Here is a 21,177-nt window from a genome sequence, read left to right on the forward strand (position 1 = left end):
TGCATGAGGCTTTCATCATGGAAGACGCTCTGAACAGGTATCGCCACCGCGAGGACGCGGTGCGGCGCAAGCACGCCCGTCTGGCCAAGGGATACGTCACCAAGCTGGACAGAAACGGCGTCTACGTCCAGGTCCCCGACAGCAAGGCGGGCGGAATGTCGCTGCGCGTTGTGCTGTACGCGGCGGTGATCTTTTTCGGATTCAAGGTCATGATCCTGACCGGTCTGGGCGAAGCGGATTACGGCGCCAGCTTGCAGGCGCTGTCACAGGGGTCGCTGTTCGAACGCGCCGGTGCATGGATGATGCAAGCCGACCCGCTCACGGCGAAACTATCCGAACTCGTGTCTCTTCTGATTACCTGAACTCTCGATCCGCCGCTCACGGAAAAAAGGCCGCGTCTCTTTCGAGTCGCGGCCTTTTCTCATGCGCGGTCGCTGACATGGTCAGCGCTTTGCGACGGTATCGATGTCGCCACGGCACAGGCCGATGTCGGACAGTTCGCGGTCGGACAGGGCCGAGAGGCTCTTGCGGGTGACGCGGGCGTCGTTCCAGCTGTTCAGTGCGCCAAAGGCGGACGCGAAGACGGACCCGATGCGCGCGGCGGAGCCGGTGGCGGAGGGGATGCGGGTGGTGTCGAATGCGGACATGATCTGAGGTCTCTCGATAGGGGTGCTCGTTTGCAAAGCGCACGTAAATTGGGCGGCGGACCAAAACAAGACGCTTAGATTGCATGGGACGGATGCAAAATCCGCATGGCTCGATATGCGGTTAATGGTCTGTAAAAATTGGCAAAAATTCGCCTGAGCACTGTGTCGTTTCCGGCGCCTGAAGCGGCGGATTCGGCCAGCGGATTTGCTGCGACCGGGTGGGTGTGTCGCAAACGCGCGAGCGCGTGTCGAATTTATGCCGCCGCGCATTAACCTTGGCACATGTTCGCGTTTCGTGCTAATCCTTGCGACAAAATGACAAGAGCGGGCAGGTATGCGGATTTTAGGCATTGATCCGGGGTTGCGACACCTCGGATGGGGCGTGATCGACGTCGAGGGCAGCCGGTTGCGGCATGTCGCCAACGGGACCTGCGATTCGGATGGCGCGGCGGAACTGTCGCTGCGGCTATTGTCGCTGCACGGTCAGCTGACACGGGTTTTCGAGACCTGGCGCCCGGATCAGGCGGCGATTGAGAAGACTTTCGTCAACAAGGACGCGGTGGGCACGTTGAAGCTGGGGCAGGCGCGGGGTGTGGCGCTGCTGGTGCCCGCGCAGTTCGGGCTGTCGGTGGGCGAATACGCCCCCAACCAGGTCAAGAAGACGGTGGTCGGCGTCGGCCACGCGGACAAGGCGCAGATCCAGCATATGGTAAAGATGCAATTGCCCGGCGCGGTGCTGACCGGACCGGACGCGGCGGACGCGCTGGCCATTGCCATCTGCCACGCGCATCAATCGGGAATGCAAAGAATGAAGGTGCGGGCATGAGGGTCTTGTCGTGATTGGGCGTATCGCGGGCGTCATCGTTTACAAGGGCGACGATCATGTGCTGATCGACGTGCGGGGGGTGGGCTACATGGTCTACTGCACCGACCGGGTTCTGGCGGCATTGGGCCGAGGCGGAGAGGCGGTCGCGCTGTATACCGACTTGCTGGTGCGAGAGGACCTGTTGCAGCTCTTCGGCTTTCCGACGCTGGTGGAGAAGGAGTGGTTCCGCCTGCTCATGTCGGTGCAGGGGGTGGGGGCAAAGGCGTCACTGGCGATCCTCTCCGCGTTGGGGGCGGATGGCACCAGCCGGGCGATCGCGCTGGGCGACTGGAACGCGATCAAGGCGGCCAAGGGCATCGGCCCGAAGTCGGCGCAGCGCGTCGTCAACGAGCTGAAGGACAAGGCGCCCACGGTCATGGCCATGGGCATCAATGCGCCAGTGGGGGCAGCGGGCGTGCCGGGCAGCACGGCGGCACCCGAGGACGACGCGGTGATCGAGGCAGCGGGCGCGCCCGCCCAAGCCGCTGCGGCCCCAAGTCCGTCGCCCTCGGCGCAGGCAGAAGCCTTGTCCGCGCTGGGCAACCTCGGCTATGCGCCGGGAGAGGCGGCCGGCGCGGTGGCGCAGGCGGCGGGCGAAGCGCCGGAGGAGGATACCGCGGGGCTGATCCGCGCGGCGCTGCGGCTTTTGGCGCCGAAGGGGTGAGGCGGGGCGCGCCCCGTCCCGCAGACGAAGGCGGTGGGTTCCAAACCCACCCTACGGAGTGAAGCAGTCGCATGGGACCTGATCCGACATTGCGTCCGGAGCCGCTGCCGGAGGACCGCGACCGGGCGCTTCGGCCGCAGATGCTTGACGATTTCGTGGGGCAGGCGGAGGCGCGGGCCAACCTGCGGGTCTTTATCGAAAGCGCGCGCACGCGTGGCGAGGCGATGGACCATACGCTGTTTCACGGCCCCCCCGGACTGGGCAAGACCACTCTGGCGCAGATCATGGCGCGGGAGCTGGGGGTCGGATTTCGCATGACCTCCGGGCCGGTGCTGGCGAAGGCGGGCGATCTGGCGGCGATCCTGACCAACCTCGAAGCGCGCGACGTTCTGTTCATCGACGAGATCCACCGCATGAGCGCGGTGGTCGAGGAGGTGCTGTACCCGGCGATGGAGGATTACGAACTGGACCTCGTGATCGGCGAGGGTCCGGCGGCGCGGACGGTGCGGATCGAGTTGCAGCCCTTCACGCTGGTCGGGGCCACGACACGTCTCGGGTTGTTGCAGACGCCCCTGCGCGACCGCTTCGGCATTCCGACACGGCTGAATTTCTACACCATCGACGAGCTGGAGACCATCGTCGCGGGCAACGCGCGCAAGCTCGGCGTGCGGGTCGAAGGCGACGGCGCGCTGGAGATCGCCCGCCGCGCGCGCGGTACGCCACGCATTGCCGGACGGCTCTTGCGCCGGGTCGTGGATTTTGCCGTGGTCGAGGGTGGTGGCGTGGTGACGCGCGCTCTGGCGGACAGCTCGTTGACGCGGCTCGGTGTCGATGCGCTGGGGTTGGACGGCGCGGACCGGCGCTACCTTCAGCTGATCGCCCAAAGCTACGGTGGCGGGCCAGTGGGGATCGAAACGCTGTCGGCCGCACTATCCGAAAGCCGCGACGCGCTGGAGGAGGTGGTGGAACCCTATCTGCTGCAACAGGGCCTGATCCAGCGGACCCCGCGTGGCCGAATGCTGACGCAGGCCTCGTGGCGGCACATCGGGCTGGAACCCCCGCGCGCGCCCGGGCAGGGGACGCTCTTCGACGGCTGACCGGTTGCCCTGCGGGGGCTGCGGGGTGTATCCCCGCGCCGGATCATTCTGTGGCGCCTGACTTGGCGGCGCGACTGCGGACAGCGGAGTTGAGCAATTGGAAAGCGAAGAGACAGGGGCGGTTTCGCCGGAGGCGGTGACGGCGCTGTTCACCCGCGAGGCGGGGGGCTACTTCTGCGCCCGCTGGGGGCGACCCATCGCGCCGATCATCTTTGGGATCGAGGATGAAACCCTGGCGGTGGTGAAGGGCGCGCTGGAGGCGGTCTGCTCCATGGCCGGGCATCAGATGGCAGAGACTGACCCGGAGCAGGGCACCAACCTGATGGTGTTCTTCTTCCGCGACTGGGCGGAGCTGAACGCGGTGCCGGACCTCGGACGCATGGTGGAAGGCCTGCCGGAGATGCTGGCCCGGCTGGAGACGGAGGGGGCCAACCAGTATCGCGTCTTCCGCTTCGATGCCAATGGCGCGATCCGGGCCTGTTTCGTCTTTCTGCGGATGGACGCGGCCCTGGCGGCGGTCCCGGCAGAGGAGCTTGCCCTGACGCAGGCCGTGCAAGTCATGCTGAGCTGGTCCGAAGGCGCCTTTCGCACCCGCGCGCCGCTGGCGCTGGCGGCGGGGCGCGCGGTGCTGCGCCCGGATGTGGCTGCGGTGATCCGCGCGGCCTATGATCCGGTGATGCCTGCGGCCGCGGACGATCCCAGCCATGCGCTGCGACTGGCGGCGCGGGCGACGCTGGCGCTGACGGGGTGACTGTCCAGACCGCGATGGCGGGCGGCGTGGTGCTATCGAGCCAGCGGCGGGGCCATCGAGCACGCCGGGCAGGCAGCGCCGGAAGGTGACCATGGGATGGCCGCGTGCCTCGCGGCTGATCGGGCCGAATCAGGACGCGTCGGTAACCAGCGCGAAATGCGAAATATAGGCAAGGTTGAAGGTCGAGAGGCTGGGGGGCTGATGCCGGAGGGGGCCATAGTCGCCCGGCGCAATATCAACCAGCGCCAGCAGCCTGACCCGACGGAGCAGGTGGCAGAAGGCGGTCAGGCGGTCGGCCCGGTCCGTGATTGTGTCAATGTCGTCGCTGACATCGCCGGTAAAATGCGCCTCGACCATGCAAAGGCCGGGATCGAAAGAATAACTGAGCGGGCATCGGTCCTCCCAGGGCGGAGGCCCCTTTGGGGGGCTGGTTGATTGACCGGGTCAGTTTGTGAGGGGGATTCTGAAAGGCAAATGATTTATTCCACGCCGCCGCCCCAGCGCAGCACGCAGAAGGCCCGATCGTGGACCGGGCCTTTGATGTATCCATCATCCGGGCGTCAGCGCACCATGCCGACGATGTCGAGCGTACGCGCCATGATCGGGTTGGCGATTTCGCGGGCGCGTTCGGCACCACGACGGAGGATGGCGTCGATCTCGTCCGGTGTCTGCATCAGGCGCCCCATCTCGGTTGAGATGGGCGACAGCTTTGCTACCGCGAGGTCTGCCAGCATCGGCTTGAACTCCGAAAACTGCCTGCCGCCAACCTCGGCCAGCACTTGCGCCTGCGTCTGGTCGTTGAGCGCGGCGTAGATGTTGACGAGGTTCTTCGCCTCCGGGCGGCCCTCCAGCCCCTCGGCCTCCGAGGGCAGGGCGTCGGGGTCGGTCTTCGCCTTGCGGATCTTGGCCGCGATGGAGTCGGAATCGTCGGTCAGGTTGATGCGCGACATATCCGAGGGGTCGGATTTCGACATCTTCTTCGACCCGTCGCGCAGCGACATGACGCGGGTCGCCGTGCCCTCGATCACCGGTTCGGGGATCGGGAAGAAATCCACCCCGAAATCGTGATTGAACTTGGTGGCGATGTCACGGGTCAGTTCGACGTGCTGCTTCTGATCCTCGCCGACAGGGACGTGGGTCGCGTGGTACAGCAGGATGTCCGCCGCCATCAGCGCCGGGTAGGCGAAAAGGCCAAGCGAGGCGTTCTGAGCGTTCTTGCCCGCCTTGTCCTTCCACTGGGTCATGCGCTGCATCCAGCCCATGCGGGCGACACAGTTGAACACCCAGCCCAGTTCGGCATGGGCGCTGACCTGGCTCTGGTTGAACAGGATCGACTTTTCCGGGTCGAGGCCCGAGGCGATGTAGCCCGCGCAGAGTTCGCGCGTGGCGTTGCGCAGGCTGGCCGGATCCTGCCAGACGGTGATCGCGTGCAGATCGACCATGCAGTAGATCGACTGCACCCCGCTGTTCTGGCTGTCGACGAAACGCTTCAGCGCGCCGAGGTAATTGCCCAGCGTCAGCCCGCCTGAGGGCTGGATGCCGGAAAAGACCCGGGGCGTGAAGGCGGGAGAGGTTTGGACCCCCTCGGTCATGGCGATGTCTCCGTCTGGAAAAAGCTGTCCGGCTGGCGTACCGAGGGGGCGCACACCCGTCAAGGAAGAAGCCGACATGAGCGATCCCAACGACCCGCGCAAGCACCCGATGAACGAGGCCCCCGTGCACCCGGTGCCGCCGGTGGTGGTGGCGATGTTTCTCGTCCTGCTGGGAATCGAGGCGGTCTTTACTCTGGGCGAGATGGGGATGGTCGGCGGGCCGGAAGGGATCGGGCTGCGCGCCACCTACATCGAGCGGTTCGGGTTTTCCGGGCAGGTCTTCGACTGGATGATGGCAACCGGGACATGGCCATTGCACCACTTGCTGAGGGTCTTCTCTTACAGCTTCCTGCACGGGTCGTTCTATCAGGCCATCTTTGGCATGGTTTTCATCCTCGCCATGGGCAAGGCAGTGGTGGAGGCCATGGGGGCGCTGCCCTTCGTGGCGATCTATTTCGCCAGCGCGGCGGTGGGAGCGGTTGCCTTTGGTGTGCTCAGCGACGGGCCGTGGTTGATCGGGGCCTATCCGGCGGCCTACGGGCTTATCGGCGGGTTTTCCTACCTGCTGTGGCTGCAACTCGGCGCGGTGGGGGCCCCGCAGATGCGCGCCTTCAGTCTGATCGGAGTGCTGCTGGCGATCCAGCTGCTCTTTGGGCTCATGTTTGGCAGCGATGACAGCTGGATCGCGGAGCTTGCGGGCTTCGTCACGGGCTTTTTGCTGTCGGTGGTGCTGATCCCGGGCGGCTGGGCGCGGTTGCTGGCGCGTCTCAGGGGCGCGCGCTGACGGTCAGAAAGACGCTTGGGCTGCCGTCCGGCCATGCGCCGGGCCGGGGACCTGCGCAGTGCCCCGAGCGGCTCTGCCAGGGCCGGATGCCGCCCGCCACGGGTGCGGTCGGCCCGGGTCGCAAGAGCGGCTCTGGCAGGCGCGGGGTCTCAGCGGCACTTCGGGCATCACGCTTTGGATGGCGACTTGCTGCGCCACTCATGTCTGCATCGGATCACTGCGCCTGCGCAGCGCTGGGGGCTTTGGGGATCGTGGCGGGAGCGGTTACCGCGCTTTTCTCCGGCTGAGGATGCTGCGGAACTCCGACAGGCGGAAGGCGCCAAGCGCCTGCCCCGCGATGCCGTAGACAGCGGCCCCGATGGCAATCAGGGCCAGCAGCGCCAAGACGCGGGTAAAGGGCTGTTCCAGCCAGGGACGCAGGGCTTGTTCCGCACCCCAAAGCACCGCGCCCATGATGGCGGAGGCAGCAATGACGCGCATCAGGCGTGAATAGAAACGCGCGTCGAACCGGGCGACATCGCCCATGCGTCGTGCGCCCCAGCCCAGTTGCACGACCATCGTCCAGCCGGCCAGAGACGTAGCGATGGCGGGCGCCAGCCAGCCTAGCCAGGGCGCAAGGCCGATTGCGGCCACGGCATTGATGACCATGGACCAGACCGCATAGCGGAACGGAGACCGCGTATCCTCCCGTGCGAAGAACAGCGGTTGCAGAACCTTCTGAAGCACGAAGGCGGGCAGCCCGAGGCCGTAGATCGCCACAGCCAGCGCAATGGCGCGGGCGTCGGCCGGCCCGGTACGGCCGTGCTCGAACAGGACCGAAACCAGCGGCAGCGGGATCACCACCAGCGCCACGGCGCAGGGTACGGTCAGCGCGAGGCTGAGTTCGCCCGCTCGCGAAAAGGCCGCGCGCCCGCCGTTGTGATCCTCCGCCTTCAGGCGGCGCGACAGGTCAGGCAGCAGCACGATGCCGATTGCGATGCCCACGACGCCCAGCGGCAACTGATAGAGGCGGTCGGCGGAGTAAAGCCAGCCCACGGCCTTGTCGAAGTGGGAGGCCACCTGCTGGCCCACCAGCAGGTTCACCTGCATCACGCCCCCGGCCAGCGCCGCCGGGATGGCGATGCGGGTAAGGCGTTTCATGTCGGGGCTGAGGCGCGGGCGGCCCGGGCGCACCCGCAGGCCGGAGCGTTCGGCGGCCACCCAGACCAGCAGCAGCTGCGCCACCCCGGCAAGCGGAATGCAGCAGATCAGCCACCAGATCGCGTCTCCTCCGAGGTAGGCGGGGCCCAACAGCAGCGCGGTCACCACGAGGATGTTCAACAGCACCGGTGCGGCGGCGGCCGCAGCGAAATGCCCCGCCGCATTCAGCGCGCCGGAGAAAAGCGCGGCAAGCGAGATGAGCAGGATATAGGGAAAGGTGATGCGCCCGAAGGCGGTGGTAAGGTCGAAGCGCTCATCTCCGGCAAAACCGCCTGCCGTGGCCCAGACCAGCGCGGGCATGAAGATCAAGGCCAGCGCGGTGAGGATCAGCAGGACAAAGGCCAGCCCGTTGAAGGCATCGCGGGCGAACTGCTGCGGATGTTCGTCGGCCTCGAGTTTTTTCGAGAACATCGGCACGAAGGCGGCATTGAACGCGCCCTCGGCAAAGAAGCGGCGGAACATGTTGGGCAGGCGGAAAGCGGCAACGAAGGCGTCCATCAACGGGCCGGGGCCGATAAGGGTCGCGATGAGGATGTCGCGCACGAGCCCGAGAACGCGGGACGCAAGCGTCCAGAAGCCGACAGTGAGAACGCCCGAGACGAGGCGGATGGGTTTCATGATGTAGGATCGCCCGATTGATGCCCGTTTGATGTCGGCGTATCGTGAAAGGCCAGCCGGGTGAAGCCCGCCCGTGGCTGCTGCGCGAAACCTGAACGAAACCTGTAGGACATCGGCGGAGGCCCGGGGTTTCGTTCCCGAGGGTGGTCCTGCGACGAGGCGGAGGGCGCTGCCCGGCCGTCGATTGCCGCTCTCAAGCGCAATCTGAGCCATGGCAGCGCGGCGGTGTCCGGAGAATACCCGCTTCAACTGTGCTTGAACGCCTCGCGCAGGAAATCCTTGCATCTCCGGCTGTTACAGTTTTCCTGGGCGCATGGTGAAGCTTGTCCTCCTGCACAAGGCCGACTCGATTTACGAGGACGAGCCTGATGTGGTTTACGATTTCCCGCGTACCTACCTCAAGGCGGTCGAGGAGGCCGTCGGCGACTGGATCGTCTATTACGAGCCCGTGAAGGCCGGGCCGCGCGGCTACTTCGCGGTTGCGAAGATCGACCGGGTGATCCCGAAGCCGGGGGTCGAGGGGCGGTTCCTGGCCATGATCGCGCCGGGCAGCTTCCTTCCCTTCGACTGGGAGGTGCCGCGGCTGATGCAGGGCCGGCCCATGGAGGCCGCGCTGACCGAGCCCGATGGCTCGCCGAAGAAGGGCGGCGCCGTGCAGCTTGCCGTGCGGCGGCTGCCGGAAGCCGACTTCGCCCGCATCGTGAACCTCGGCCTGCCTCAGGAGCTGGAGCAGATCGAGACGACACGCTACGACCCGCAGCGGTCCGGCCTTGCCGAGGGGGCCCAGACCTTCGAGCGACCGGTGCTCGAGCGGCTCACCCGCAGGCCCTACCGCGATGTTGCGTTTCGTCGGAAGGTTCGCGAGGCCTATGGCTTCCGTTGCGCCATGTCGGGCCTGATGCTGCGCAACGGCGGCGGGCGGCCCGAGGTGCAGGCGGCGCATATTCGGCCCGTTGAGAGTCAGGGCAGCGACTCGGTCCGCAACGGACTGGCGCTGTCGGGGACGCTGCACTGGATGTTCGATCGCGGCCTGCTCTCGGTCGCTGATGACGGCGAGACGATCCTTGTATCCCACAACAAAGTGCCGGGCGATGTCGTGGGGCGGTTACTGGCGCCGGATGGTAAGCTGGTGAGACCCGCCGATCCAAGGAACGCGCCGCACCCGGAGAACCTGCGCTGGCACCGTGAAAATGTTTTCGGCCGCATGTTGCCGAGCGAGCCTGTTTCCTGGGGATAGGGACTTGCCAGCCCCTGCGACCGCAGTCGGGGGATGGTGTTGCCGGCGTTGCGGGTAAATGCCAAAAGGACCCGGCAGTTGCTGCGCCTCTGCAAACACATGAATGGCAGTTTGTGGCCGCGTTCATCCAGCGCGCTGATATCGACCGGCGGCACGTTCTTGTGTCGCTTGGGCTTGTCGGCTGCGTCTGGCCGACTTGCGCGGTGCCGGGGTGTTCTGGGCCTTGGTCGGCACGAATAGCCGCGGCAACAAGTCCCGTCACGAGGGAATCCTGAGCAGTCGCCTCTGGATCGGAGAAGCGTAGGTCTGCAAACTCGGACGACGTTATCACCCCGACACCGGCGAGCGCGCGTTCTTCACGACCGAGGCGGATGCTGCGTGGGAGACCTTCGAGGATCTGTGGATCGTTCCTCGGGCGCAAGCCCCTGCTGTCAGGCCCGGAACTGATCCACACCTTCGAACAAGCGTTCCGCGCCGAGATGCGGCAACTCGAGGTCGAGGATACCGTTTCCGACCTGAAGTCCCAAGAGCGCAGGCGCAGCGCTGGCGACACAGAGATGTAGTCAGGGGCAAGGTGCTCGAGGCCCAGCCTTTGGCCCGTCAGGCCGCCAAGGCGCAGCCCGCTCAGGACATCCCTGCACGTTTCGCTCAGTCGGCCGACGATCTGGAAGTTTTGCCTGGAGCCCCGAACCGTGGCGCAGGCGAACGAGCACCTTCCGAAGTTGATCCTGAGCGTCACGCTGACATCCGTCCCGCAAGAAGCCCGCAAGAAGAAGGCTGGCCGTCGACGCCAAGACCGATCTTGCAGAGCGCGGGGGATGCTCTCCGGGTGACGTGGGTTAGCGGATCCGGGTGATCTGTGTGCCGTAGAGGCAGCGCGGGAAGAAGGGAAAGCCGTCGGTGGCGAAGTAGAGGTAGTGGCCGTTCACGGTGGCCCCGTTGCATTCATCGAGGTTGCCTGCCCCCCGGATGTGTTCGTAGTCCTCCACGTAGGTTCCATCGTGGCGGCCGCCGGGAGCGGTCCGGCGGCTGCCCTGTTTGAGCATCCACGCGGGGCGGGCCTTGGACCCGATGTAATGGATCGGGAAACCGTCGGCGGCGTATCCGATCAGAGAGGTGTCGCTCACGCCGGTCAGTGCCGGGGGCATGCCGTGGTAATGGTAGAGGCCGCGTTCGTCCACATGGGCGTTCTGGTTGTCGAGGCCGAGCGCATCGCGGGCGCCCATGGCTTCGAGCAGCCAGCCCGAGGCCGGATCGCGCGAATGCCGGCGCGGGCTGGCCGCATCGTAGTAGTCGGCGGTGTCGGGGCGGATGATGACGCCGTTGGTGGCGATGCCGGGGGTCTGGACGGGTTGCGGGCTGGAACCCTTTTTCGGGTTCGACGGCACGCAGACGCGGGTATTCTGCTGCCGGATGGCATGTGGGTTGCCGCGATTGGGGAACTTGCCCGTGGCATGATCCGGCAGGCCATTGGAGGAGATGCAGGTCTGCCCGCCCCGGGTGGTGATCGTCACGCCGTTCTGGGCAGCGAGCGGCGCTGCGCCAAGAATTATGGCGAGCGTGGTGCTGATGAGGGTTGCCGGGATCGGGCTGCGCATTGGTCTCTCCTCCTGTTTTCGGGGGATGATACGGGGTGGCGATGAGTTTTTGTCGCAAAAATTGGGGTTGCCAATATCTGACTAAAATACTTATAAATTATTGATGAATTGTCCGAGCCTTCCCGCGCGTGGAGCGGAGGGTTCCTGAGGGAGATCGAGGGATGGGACTTCAGTCAAATGGATGCGCCGAGTCGCGGCGGGGAACACGGATCGAGGCGCTCCGCCTGACGCCACCGGAATTCATCGTGCTGAGCATCGCGCGGCATTACCTCGAGACCTTTGCGGCACCCGGAGAGCATGGCTGGCTGGCGGCCACATCGGACGCACTGGCGTGCTTCGGGTCAGAGCAGGGGCCGCGCGCAGGGCTGTCGGTGCTGTGTGCGGTGCAGGCGATGCGGCAGGCGCGGCAGTCGGTGTTCCGCTTCAACGCCGCGCGCTGCGCGTCCTGTTCGGCCTGGGTCAGCGATCACGAAAAACTGTTCATGAACACGCTGCGCGCGGTAGTGCGTGGCCATGAGGCAGCGGCGCAGGGCTACGCGGGGATCCTGTGCGAAGGCAACGAGACGGAGGCCTTTCTGCGCGCGCTTTCGGTGCTCGTGGAGGATTGCGGGCTGGTGCGCTGACGAAAAAGGGCGGGGATTTCCCCGCCCTTCAGTCGTCTGGTCGTCCGATCGATCCGCAGTCGGTTCAGAGCGTCGGGTAGATCGGGAATTTCTGGCAAAGCGCCTCGACCTCGGCCTTTACCTTGGCTTCGACCTCGGCATTGCCGTCCTCACCATTGGCGGCGAGACCGTCGACCACTTCGATGATCCAGTCGGCGATCTGGCGGAACTCGGCCTCGCCAAACCCGCGCGTGGTGCCAGCGGGCGATCCGAGGCGGATGCCGCTGGTCACGGTCGGCTTTTCGGGGTCGAACGGCACGCCGTTCTTGTTGCAGGTGATGTGCGCGCGGCCGAGCGCCTTTTCGGTGGCGTTGCCCTTCACGCCCTTGGGGCGCAGATCGACCAGAACCACGTGGGTGTCGGTGCCGTGGGTCACGGTGTCCAGCCCGCCCTTGATCAGTTGGTCGGACAGGGCCTGCGCATTGGCGATGACGTTTTGTGCGTAGGTCTTGAAGCCGGGACGCAGTGCCTCGCCAAAGGCCACGGCCTTCGCAGCGATGACGTGCATCAGCGGGCCGCCCTGAATGCCGGGGAAGATTGCGGAGTTGACCTTTTTGGCGATGGTTTCGTCGTTGGTCAGGATCATGCCGCCGCGCGGGCCGCGCAGGGTCTTGTGGGTGGTGGTGGTCGCCACATGCGCATGCGGGAAGGGCGAGGGGTGTTCGCCCGCGGCGACCAGACCCGCGAAATGCGCCATGTCGACGTGCAGATAGGCGCCCACCATGTCGGCGATTTCGCGCATCCTGGCAAAGTCGATCTGACGCGGGATGGCGGAGCCGCCTGCGATGATGATCTTCGGCTGGTGCTCCTTTGCCAGCGCCTCGACCTGATCGTAGTCCAGCATGTTGTCCTGCTGCCGCACGCCATATTGCACGGCATTGAACCACTTGCCGGACTGGTTCGGTTTGGCCCCGTGGGTCAGGTGCCCGCCCGCGTCGAGGCTCATGCCGAGGATGGTGTCGCCGGGCTGGATCAGCGCCTGATACACGCCCTGATTGGCCTGGGAGCCGGAGTTCGGCTGTACGTTGGCGAACGCGCAGCCGAACAGTTGCTCTGCTCGCTCGATGGCGAGGTTCTCGGCCACATCGACCCAGTCGCAGCCGCCGTAGTAGCGGCGGCCCGGATACCCTTCGGCATATTTGTTGGTCAGGACGGAGCCCTGCGCCTGCATCACGGCGCGGGAAACGATGTTTTCACTGGCGATCAGTTCGATCTCGTCGCGCTGGCGGCCCAATTCGCCGGTGATCGCGGCAAAGAGTTCGGGATCGCGGTCGGCGAGGTCTTCGGTGAAGAAACCGTTCGTGGTCATGGTGCGGGCCTCCTGTCAGGATTCGGTTAACGGCTCTCGTAAAGGAAAGCCGGGGAGCGTCAAATATGGCAAAACGACTTAGTGTAATATTCTTGCGGCACGTCTGGTTCATGGCGGTCGAATGTGGTTCGATCCGCGACGAAAGACGCGGGTCGGAAACCCGCGCCACTTGTTCGCCGGGAGAAAGCCATGTCGCTCAGGATCGCCTTTTGCGCGTCGCGCGCGCCGATCGCGCAGGCCGCGCTGGCCGCGTTGACGCGGCGCTACGGCGATCACGCCGAGCGCGGCGCCGATGTGATCGTGGCGCTGGGCGGTGACGGTTTCATGCTGCAGACGCTGCACCGCACGCAGGAGGTCGCGGCACCAGTCTACGGGATGAACCGCGGCACGGTGGGATTCTTGATGAACGGCTACTCCGAGCACGGGCTGGTGGAACGCCTTAAGGCGGCGGAAGAGGCGGTGATCAACCCGCTGGGGATGCGCGCGCTCTGCGCGGACGGAACGGAACATCGCGGGTTGGCCATCAACGAAGTCTCGCTGTTGCGCGCCGGTCCGCAGGCGGCAAAGCTGAAGATCAGCGTCGACGGCAAGGTGCGCCTGCCGGAACTTGTCTGCGACGGAGCGCTGGTGGCGACGCCCGCCGGATCAACCGCCTACAACTACAGCGCGCATGGGCCAATTCTGCCGATTGGCGCGGATGTGCTGGCGCTGACGGCGGTGGCGGCCTTCCGGCCCCGGCGCTGGCGTGGGGCGCTGCTGCCAAAGGCAGCGGAGGTGGGCTTCGAAGTGCTGGAGGCCGAGAAGCGCCCGGTGATGGCGGAGGCGGACAGCGTTTCCGTTCGGGACGTGCTGCAGGTGCACGTGCGGTCGGAGCCGGGGGTGCAGCACCGGGTACTTTTCGATCCGGGCCATGGCCTGGAGGAACGGCTTATCCGCGAGCAGTTTGTCTGAGGCGCCGACGCACGGGACTGTCTGCCTGACGGCAGAGGCGCCCGCCCGCCGTCCCGCCGCCGCCCGAGTCGTTGAAGGGCGCCTTTGATCGCGATGACGAAGGTAACGGCTATCGGGCCTGCGCCAGGCGGCATTGGCGCGGTCGTTGGGTATGAGTCTGATTTCGACCTGCCCGGTGACCGGCGCGTTCGTCCGCCAAGGGGTGAAAGAGGGCATGATGGACCCCGTCACGGCAAAAGAGACGGTGTCAGCGTCGGCACGGATCGCCTGGGCATCACGTTCGGGGATGAGCCGGCTGCCCGCCAGAAGGTTCTGGATTTTGCCAATTGCCGGAAAGGAAGTCTCTACCCACCAAGGAATTGATGCATAAAATGCGACGTTTCTCTGCCCGGCGTGAACCTCGGATTTACTTGCGGCGGGGATAGTGCCCGCCATCACGCGGGGAGGGCGGCTGTTGCGGCGCCTCGCGTTTCGGACATCAGGGGGCGCCGATGTGTTTTGTAAAAGGATGTACAATTGCGACGCCGGGCGGCGGTCGCCCGGTGGAATCTTTGAAGCCGGGGGATCTGGTCGCCACGCTTGACGGCGCGGCCGAGACGGTTCTTTGGGTCGGTCGGTCGCGCATTACCTGGGCCGAGCAGATGTCGGACCAGCGCAAGCGCCCGATCCGCATCGGGCGGGAGGCCCTGGGCCCCGGCACGCCGGAGCGCGCGGTGATGATTGCGCCCACGCATCGGGTGCTGGTGCGTTCGCCCCAGGTTTCGCGCCTCGCCGGGGAGCGGGAGGCGCTGGTGCCCGCGCTGGCATTGACGCCGTTGCCGGGGGTGCGACTGATGCCCTCGTTACCGGAACTCGACTACATCCACCTCGCCTGCGCGCGCCACGTCCTGCTGCTGGCCGAAGGTGCGGGGGTCGAAAGCATCCTGCCGGAGCCACTGGCAGTGCAGGCCATGGCGCCGACCCAGCGCATCGACCTAGCGGAAACGCTGGGCTGGGCCGAGGGTCACTGGCAAGAGATGCGGCGCGTGCGCCCGATCCTGTCGATGCGAAAGGCGGAAAAGCTGGTGGAGCGGTCGATGCGCAGCCGGATGCCATTGGTGGTGCCGCTACGCGAAACGCCGCAGGTGGCACGGATCGGCCACCGGGCCGGATAGCAACTGCGGCGCGGCGGTTCGGATCTGGTTTGGCTTGGGTTTGGTCCGGCAAACCTGCGGCAGACTCACAGAGATACGGTTGGCCGGACACGACCTGAAGGGCAGTGGGCGTACACACGCCGAGCCAAGGCCATCGACGGACACGCGCCGGCGCCGCAGGCGACCCGCATAACCGCGGGTGTTCAGTCGCCGGATGCCGTCTGCCGGACGCTGTCTGCCGGGCGGGGTCCACGAGGGCGGTGCACCGTCTGGCGCAGCGGGGTTCCGCCGGGCAGCGGGGCAGGTGCCCAGGCAGGCGGAGCGGGCATTCCGGGGGCTATTCCGTGGGCTATTCCGGGGTCTCAAGACTTGCTCGGAGAGGATTTTGCCTCATCTTGCCGGGCAGGGGCGACGAACGGCCCGGTCAGACAACGAGGCCCCACGCTTGGCACATGATCTCGAATGCACCTACGATCCCGACCGCGACATCGTGCTGGAAGGCGGTGGCGAGGTCGAAATCATCTGGTACGTGGATTACACCTGCCGCCATACCCGGCGCATCCGCGACATCATCCGCCGCTCTCCGAAACGTTTCGGCGAGCAGAGCACAGCGACGGTGGTGCGCTTCATCATGCCCGAAGAGGGCGACCGGGGCGCAGAACTGGCGGCCCGCGCTGCCATTGCCGCGGAACGGCAGGGTAAATTCGCTGACATGCACCGCCTGCTGTTCGAACAGCCCCCCCAGTATACACAGGAGGGGCTGGAAAATCTGGCCCGGCACCTGTCCCTCGACCTTTACCAGTTCCGTGACGACATGCGCGCAGAGGCGACGGACGAAAAGCTGGCCTTTGACCGGAACGCGCTGGGGGACACCTCTGACCTGCATATGCCGCTGATCTTCATCGACGGGCGATTTTACGGCGGGGCATGGGACGAGGACGCGATCATCGATGCCATCGAGCGCCCGCTGGGCGTGCGCATCTCGCTGGCGGGAGAGGATTTCTTTCACTGGGCGGCCTCGGCCGGGCTGGTGCTGATCCTCGCCACGCTGGCGGCGCTGGTGGTCGCCAACGTGGGCTGGCACGACAGCTACGAACAGTTTCGCGAAACCGATTTCGCCCTGAGTTTCGGCGAGCACAGCTTTGCCCTGCCGCTGGAAATGTGGATCAACGACGGCCTCATGGCGTTGTTCTTCCTGCTGGTCGGCATCGAGATCAAACGCGAGATCATCTTTGGCGAACTCAGCGAATGGGACCGCGCCATTCTGCCGATCATCGGCGCGGTGGGCGGCATGGTAGTGCCCGCGCTCGTTTACGTCGGCATCAACTTTGGCGGCGAATACATCCACGGCTGGGGCGTGCCGATGGCGACCGACATCGCCTTTACCCTCGGGATCATGGCGCTGCTGGGGTCGAAGGTGCCGACCTCGCTGAAGGTCTTCGTTTCCGCGCTCGCCATCGCCGACGACCTCGGTGCGATCATGGTCATCGCGCTGTTCTACGGCGAAGGTTTCCACCTGCAGCCCTTCTTCCTCGCGCTTGCGGTCATGGCGGTGATGGCGGCGCTGAACTGGGGCAGGGTCTGGAACCGGATGCCCTACATGTTCCTGGGCGTGGTGTTGTGGTATTACATCCACGAAAGCGGGCTGCATGCGACGCTGGCAGGGGTCATCACCGCGGCGATGCTGCCCTCGCGCCGCCCGGCGGACGGCCGCAGCGTGGCCGCGCAGGCCGCAGCGATCGTAGAGGGCGAGGACGAGCCCGCGAAGATGGGCGACACCGCCGTGCGCCGCCTGCAGAACGCGGTGGAACGCCTGCGCGAGCCGGGCTTTCACCTGCAGGAGGCGCTGGAGGCCTATTCCAACTATCTGATCCTGCCGCTTTTTGCCTTCTTCAACACCGGGTTGCTGATCATCGGATCGAGCTTCTCTCCCCTCGCGCCCGAAAGCCTTGGGGTGATGCTGGGGCTGCTGATCGGAAAGCCGCTGGGCATCGTCGGCATCGTCTGGATCGCGACGAAACTGGGCTTTGCGCGGTTGTCGTCCGAGATCAGCTGGCTGCAGATGATCGGTGCCGGGTTCCTGGCCGGGGTCGGCTTTACCATGTCGATCTTCATCAGTTCGGCCGCTTTCGAGGGCGGAGAGCTGGAAAGCGTGAAACTGGCGGTCCTGCTGGCCTCCACTTGCGCGGCGGTGGCCGGATCCGCAATCCTGTGGTTCGCGCCAAAGATCGGGGCGAACGGAACGGGCTGAGCACCCACGCGTTCCTGTGGCAGGACACAAGGAGATCCGCCATGAAGACCCTGACACTTGCCGCGCTGTTGGCAGGCACTGCCTGTGCCGCGCTGGCGCAGGACGCGGAACCGAGCGAGCGCACGCTGGTAACCGGCGAAATGCTGCAGGAGATCGTCGCAGAAGCGCCCTACGAATGCGCCAACTACGACATGGACAGCGACAGTTGCGAGGCGGTGACGCAGCTCACCTTTGACGGGGATATGGTGGCAGGCACGGCACGTAGCCTCTTTGCGGACGATGTGGAGGGTACGGTGATGGGCACCGGGACGTTGGAGGGGGACCGCATCTGCATGGCTCCCGATGACATCACGATGCAGTTGCAAAGCCCCGACAGCACGATGAACGAGATGGTGCAGAACCAGTTCATGGCCGCGATCGAGGCGCTGGGCACGCTATGCACCACCTATTACGCGCTTGAGGATGGCGGCTATGTATCGGTGACCACGCAGGCGGACGGCACGCCCATTCCAGACGGTGAGGAAGGCGTGCAATTCTTCGGGCAGGAAAAGTCGCTGCGTGCGGTGCCCGAGGAAATCGAGACCTGAGGATTGCCCTTATACGCAAAGGCCCCGCCGCCAAGCGGGGCCTTTGCGGTGATCATTTTGCGTAGCCAAGGCCCCGCAGCGCTTGGCTGATCTCTTCCAGGATCCCCGGGTCGTCGATTGTCGCGGGCATTTTGAAGGTCTCGCTGTCGGCGATCTTCACCATGGTCGCGCGCAGGATCTTGCCGGAGCGGGTCTTTGGCAGACGGTCCACCACGCAAGCGAGTTTGAACGCCGCCACCGGTCCGATCTGCTGGCGCACCAGTGCCACGCTTTCTTTCACGATGACGTCGTGCGGGCGGTTGCAGCCAGCGTTCAGACACAAAAAGCCCAGAGGCAACTGCCCCTTCAGGTCGTCCGTGACCCCGATTACCGCACATTCGGCCACGTCTGCGTGGGAAGCGAGCACCTCCTCCATCGCGCCGGTGGACAGGCGGTGGCCCGCGACATTGATGACGTCATCGGTGCGCGCCATGATGTAGAGGTATCCCTCCGCGTCCTTCATCCCCGCGTCGCCGGTTTCGTAGTAACCGGGGAAGTGGTCGAGGTAGGACTTCTGGAACCGTCCTTCTGCGTTCCACAGCGTCGGCAGGGTGCCGGGGGGCAGCGGCAGCTTCACCGCGATGGCCCCCAATTCGCCGTCGGGAAGCGGGTGGCCCGCCTCGTCGAGGATCTGGACATCGTAGCCCGGCATCGGCACCGTGGGGGATCCGAGCTTGACCGGCAGTTCCTCGATCCCCAACGGGTTCGCGGCGATGGACCACCCGGTTTCGGTCTGCCACCAGTGATCGATCACCGGCACCTTCAGGTGTTCCTGCGCCCATTCGATGGTGGCCGGATCGGCGCGTTCCCCGGCAAGGAAGACCGCGCGCAAGTCAGTCAGGTCGTATTTCGCGATGAACCCGCCCTTCGGATCTTCGCGTTTCACCGCGCGAAAGGCTGTGGGGGCGGTGAAGAACGACCGCACCTTGTGTTCGGAGATCACCCGCCAGAAGGTACCCGCATCGGGCGTGCCGACGGGCTTGCCTTCGAACACGATGGTGGTGTTGCCGTGGATCAGCGGCCCATAGCAGATGTAGGAATGCCCCACGACCCACCCTACATCGGATGCGGCCCAGAAGACATCGCCGGGATCGACGTTGTAGATGTTCTTCATCGACCAGTTCAGCGCCACGAGATGCCCGCCGGTGTGGCGGACAACGCCCTTGGGCTGGCCCGTGGTGCCGGAGGTATAGAGGATGTAGGCGGGGTGGTTGCCTTCTACCGGGACACAGTCGGCGGGTTGCACGCCGTACTGAAAGCCATGCCAGTTGTAGTCGCGGCCCGGTATCAGTTTCGCCACCTCCTGTTCGCGTTGAAAGATCACGCAGAAATCGGGCTTGTGGGTCGCCTGCTCGATGGCGTTGTCGAGCAGGGGCTTGTAATGCACCACGCGCCCCGGCTCCATGCCGCAGCTTGCCGCGATGATCGCCTTGGGTGTCGCGTCGTCGATGCGGACCGCCAGTTCATGGGCGGCGAACCCGCCAAAAACCACCGAATGCACCGCGCCCAGCCGCGCGCAGGCCAGCATTGCCTCCAACGCCTCGGGGATCATCGGCATGTAGATGATGACGCGGTCGCCCTTCTCCACGCCCTTCGCGCGCAGCGCGCCTGCCAGCATAGCCACCCGGTTGCGCAATTCGACAAAGGAGATTTCGCGCTTCGTATGCGTGATGGGGCTGTCGTAGATGATGGCGGTCTGCTCGCCGCGTCCGGCCTCGACGTGGCGGTCCACGGCGTTCCAGCAGGTGTTCACCATACCGTCCGCGAACCATTCGTACATATGGTCGCCGCGGTCAAAAAGCGCCTGCGACGGGGGGGTGTCCCAGTCGATTGCGCGGGCCGCCTCCATCCAGAATGCGTCCGGGTCGGCTTTCCAGCTGTCGTAGACGTCCTTGTATCCCATGGGCCCTCTCCTCCGCGGTCTCCTCGCCTTCGGGCTTAGGACGCGGGTAGGCGCTCTCGCAAGTGTGTTGGCGCATGACAGGACGGATTAACGCAGGAAGTTTGCGGACGCACGGCGGGCGCGGCCTGAAAATCTTTGCAAATCCGGAGGATCTGTGCGGCAGGGTGCGAAGATGCGGCACCTTTGCAAACCGTCACCTGCGCCCTGTGCAAAGCGGCGAGTCGCTTGACGCGATGGCCCCGCCGTGGCCTCCTTCGGGCAAAAGAACGGGGCAGGTTGCGGGAACGAGGATGAGAGCACATCGGGCGATTGCGGGCCTCATGGCGTGCCTTGTCGCAGGCTTCATGGGGTCCCTTGCCAGCGCCGCGCAGGCGAAATGGGTTTACCAGGATGGGCCGGAAACTGGCCGCCACGCGGCCTGGGTCTGCGCTGACGGGGCGGGCGCAGGCAAGGACGGGCGGCTGTGCTTCGGCCTGTCATGCGACGCGGGGCAGGGGATCCGTTTCGGCCTGAGCGCGCAGGGGGATGCCGTATTGCTGGCGCGGGCCGACCTCAATGTGCTGATCTTTGTTGGCGCGCGGGCACTGGCACCTCTGTCCTTTACCACGACGGGCCTTGGGACCTTCGAGGCGCCCCTGACCGCCGCCCACGCCGGGGCGATAGCGCGTTTGCAGGCCGGGTCGGCGATGGACCTGCGCTATTGGGAAACGGAGGATGCGCCGCCGCTGCTATGGCGTTTGTCACTGAAGGGGTCGCGCGCCGCGCTTGACGCATTGCAGGGCGCTTGCCCGGTGCCGGCGCCAGAGGCACCGTCGCAGGTGGTCGAAAGGGACCCTGCGGCGCGGGTGCTGACAGACATGCGTGCGGCCTGTGCGGCACTGGGCGGCACGGTGACAGTCGGTGAGGGTTACGCGACTGCGGTCGACCTTGCTGCGCCGGAGGTCGCCGCGTCGGGTGCACGAACGGTGGAACTGGCGGACGAACAGAAGGACGGTTTGATCCTGCGCCACGAGCGCCTGATTTGTTCTGCACAGGACAATCTGGTTTGCGGACCCGCCGGTTGCCTTGCCTCTGTCTGGAAGCCGGGGCCAACGGGCTACGCGCGGGTCTTCCTCAACGCCGTTCAGGACATCGCCATGGAGACCCCCGGCGCGCTGCGCCTTTTGCTTCGCGGTGCGCTCTGCGGATCTCGCCGCGCGGGTTCCTGCACGCAGATCTGGACCCTTCAGGACGGGAGGCTCGCGCCGGAGTAGGTCAGGCTTACCTGACTTTACGGAATGGCTGCCGGG

At 65.7% G+C, this 21,177-nt stretch carries 22 protein-coding genes; 15 read left to right on the forward strand and 7 right to left on the reverse strand.

Annotated elements, in window-relative coordinates; all coding sequences use genetic code 11:
* Positions 1-17 precede the first annotated feature (17 nt).
* The gene (locus tag J5474_RS15060) at positions 18-362 is read left to right on the forward strand and encodes a hypothetical protein (protein ID WP_209361741.1); all 345 of its coding nucleotides are present in this window, start codon (positions 18-20) and stop codon (positions 360-362) included.
* A gap of 81 nt (positions 363-443) precedes the next feature.
* Here the strand turns inward: J5474_RS15060 and J5474_RS15065 are convergent, their stop codons facing one another.
* Positions 444-647, reverse strand: a complete 204-nt coding sequence (locus J5474_RS15065) for a DUF1127 domain-containing protein (protein ID WP_209361742.1) — start codon at positions 645-647, stop codon at positions 444-446.
* A 334-nt stretch (positions 648-981) separates the two neighbouring features.
* On the opposite strand from J5474_RS15065, the gene ruvC reads away from it, so the two are divergent.
* From ruvC to J5474_RS15085, 4 genes are all read left to right on the forward strand, one after another.
* A complete protein-coding gene (gene ruvC / locus J5474_RS15070) occupies positions 982-1,473 on the forward strand; it encodes a crossover junction endodeoxyribonuclease RuvC (RefSeq protein WP_209361743.1) in 492 nt (163 codons plus the stop codon).
* Positions 1,474-1,483: 10 nt separating this feature from the next.
* Positions 1,484-2,176 carry a Holliday junction branch migration protein RuvA gene (gene ruvA / locus J5474_RS15075; RefSeq protein ID WP_209361744.1) on the forward strand — a complete coding sequence of 231 codons (693 nt, stop codon included), beginning with the start codon at positions 1,484-1,486 and terminating at the stop codon, positions 2,174-2,176.
* 71 nt (positions 2,177-2,247) lie between these two features.
* A complete protein-coding gene (gene ruvB, locus J5474_RS15080; RefSeq protein ID WP_209361745.1) occupies positions 2,248-3,273 on the forward strand; it encodes a Holliday junction branch migration DNA helicase RuvB in 1,026 nt (341 codons plus the stop codon).
* 97 nt (positions 3,274-3,370) lie between these two features.
* Positions 3,371-4,024 (forward strand): hypothetical protein, encoded by a 654-nt coding sequence (locus J5474_RS15085; RefSeq protein ID WP_209361746.1) that lies wholly within the window; start codon positions 3,371-3,373, stop codon positions 4,022-4,024.
* A gap of 129 nt (positions 4,025-4,153) precedes the next feature.
* Here the strand turns inward: J5474_RS15085 and J5474_RS15090 are convergent, their stop codons facing one another.
* Together J5474_RS15090 and trpS are read right to left on the reverse strand one after the other, a co-directional pair.
* Entirely contained in the window at positions 4,154-4,381 is a 228-nt protein-coding gene (locus J5474_RS15090) for a hypothetical protein (RefSeq protein WP_209361747.1), read from the reverse strand.
* A 203-nt stretch (positions 4,382-4,584) separates the two neighbouring features.
* Complete coding sequence (trpS, locus tag J5474_RS15095; RefSeq protein WP_209361748.1) at positions 4,585-5,616, reverse strand: tryptophan--tRNA ligase; 1,032 nt, start codon at positions 5,614-5,616, stop codon at positions 4,585-4,587.
* Positions 5,617-5,692: 76 nt separating this feature from the next.
* On the opposite strand from trpS, the gene J5474_RS15100 reads away from it, so the two are divergent.
* The gene (locus J5474_RS15100; RefSeq protein ID WP_209361749.1) at positions 5,693-6,400 is read left to right on the forward strand and encodes a rhomboid family intramembrane serine protease; all 708 of its coding nucleotides are present in this window, start codon (positions 5,693-5,695) and stop codon (positions 6,398-6,400) included.
* 264 nt (positions 6,401-6,664) lie between these two features.
* On the opposite strand, the gene murJ is transcribed toward J5474_RS15100, so the two are convergent.
* Complete coding sequence (gene murJ / locus J5474_RS15105) at positions 6,665-8,218, reverse strand: murein biosynthesis integral membrane protein MurJ (RefSeq protein ID WP_209361750.1); 1,554 nt, start codon at positions 8,216-8,218, stop codon at positions 6,665-6,667.
* Between the two features lie 313 nt (positions 8,219-8,531).
* Here murJ and J5474_RS15110 point away from each other — a divergent pair, with 313 nt between their 5' ends.
* Positions 8,532-9,455 carry an HNH endonuclease gene (locus J5474_RS15110; protein WP_209361751.1) on the forward strand — a complete coding sequence of 308 codons (924 nt, stop codon included), beginning with the start codon at positions 8,532-8,534 and terminating at the stop codon, positions 9,453-9,455.
* A gap of 371 nt (positions 9,456-9,826) precedes the next feature.
* The gene (locus tag J5474_RS15115) at positions 9,827-10,018 is read left to right on the forward strand and encodes a hypothetical protein (RefSeq protein ID WP_209361752.1); all 192 of its coding nucleotides are present in this window, start codon (positions 9,827-9,829) and stop codon (positions 10,016-10,018) included.
* Positions 10,019-10,294: 276 nt separating this feature from the next.
* On the opposite strand, the gene J5474_RS15120 is transcribed toward J5474_RS15115, so the two are convergent.
* Positions 10,295-11,053, reverse strand: coding sequence for a YHYH protein (locus J5474_RS15120; protein WP_209361753.1), 759 nt, complete (start codon positions 11,051-11,053; stop codon positions 10,295-10,297).
* A 161-nt stretch (positions 11,054-11,214) separates the two neighbouring features.
* Between J5474_RS15120 and J5474_RS15125 the strand changes: the two genes are divergently transcribed.
* Entirely contained in the window at positions 11,215-11,676 is a 462-nt protein-coding gene (locus J5474_RS15125) for a hypothetical protein (protein WP_209361754.1), read from the forward strand.
* Between the two features lie 64 nt (positions 11,677-11,740).
* Here J5474_RS15125 and glyA read toward each other — a convergent pair whose 3' ends face one another.
* A complete protein-coding gene (gene glyA / locus J5474_RS15130; protein ID WP_209361755.1) occupies positions 11,741-13,024 on the reverse strand; it encodes a serine hydroxymethyltransferase in 1,284 nt (427 codons plus the stop codon).
* Between the two features lie 189 nt (positions 13,025-13,213).
* Here glyA and J5474_RS15135 point away from each other — a divergent pair, with 189 nt between their 5' ends.
* The 5 genes from J5474_RS15135 to J5474_RS15155 all read left to right on the forward strand — a co-directional run bounded on the left by J5474_RS15135 (position 13,214) and on the right by J5474_RS15155 (position 17,946).
* Positions 13,214-13,975: an NAD kinase gene (locus tag J5474_RS15135; protein WP_209361756.1), complete on the forward strand. Its 762-nt coding sequence runs from the start codon at positions 13,214-13,216 to the stop codon at positions 13,973-13,975.
* A 151-nt stretch (positions 13,976-14,126) separates the two neighbouring features.
* Positions 14,127-14,345 carry a hypothetical protein gene (locus J5474_RS15140; protein ID WP_209361757.1) on the forward strand — a complete coding sequence of 73 codons (219 nt, stop codon included), beginning with the start codon at positions 14,127-14,129 and terminating at the stop codon, positions 14,343-14,345.
* A 121-nt stretch (positions 14,346-14,466) separates the two neighbouring features.
* Positions 14,467-15,129 (forward strand): Hint domain-containing protein, encoded by a 663-nt coding sequence (locus tag J5474_RS15145; protein WP_209361758.1) that lies wholly within the window; start codon positions 14,467-14,469, stop codon positions 15,127-15,129.
* A gap of 424 nt (positions 15,130-15,553) precedes the next feature.
* A complete protein-coding gene (nhaA, locus tag J5474_RS15150; protein ID WP_209361759.1) occupies positions 15,554-17,359 on the forward strand; it encodes a Na+/H+ antiporter NhaA in 1,806 nt (601 codons plus the stop codon).
* A gap of 41 nt (positions 17,360-17,400) precedes the next feature.
* Entirely contained in the window at positions 17,401-17,946 is a 546-nt protein-coding gene (locus J5474_RS15155) for a hypothetical protein (RefSeq protein ID WP_209361760.1), read from the forward strand.
* A gap of 52 nt (positions 17,947-17,998) precedes the next feature.
* On the opposite strand, the gene prpE is transcribed toward J5474_RS15155, so the two are convergent.
* Complete coding sequence (gene prpE / locus J5474_RS15160; RefSeq protein WP_209361761.1) at positions 17,999-19,888, reverse strand: propionate-CoA ligase PrpE; 1,890 nt, start codon at positions 19,886-19,888, stop codon at positions 17,999-18,001.
* Positions 19,889-20,178: 290 nt separating this feature from the next.
* Between prpE and J5474_RS15165 the strand changes: the two genes are divergently transcribed.
* Positions 20,179-21,141 carry a hypothetical protein gene (locus J5474_RS15165; protein ID WP_209361762.1) on the forward strand — a complete coding sequence of 321 codons (963 nt, stop codon included), beginning with the start codon at positions 20,179-20,181 and terminating at the stop codon, positions 21,139-21,141.
* Positions 21,142-21,177: the final 36 nt, after the last annotated feature.

Source organism: Sagittula salina (assembly GCF_017813235.1).
GTDB classification, from domain to species: domain Bacteria; phylum Pseudomonadota; class Alphaproteobacteria; order Rhodobacterales; family Rhodobacteraceae; genus Sagittula; species Sagittula salina.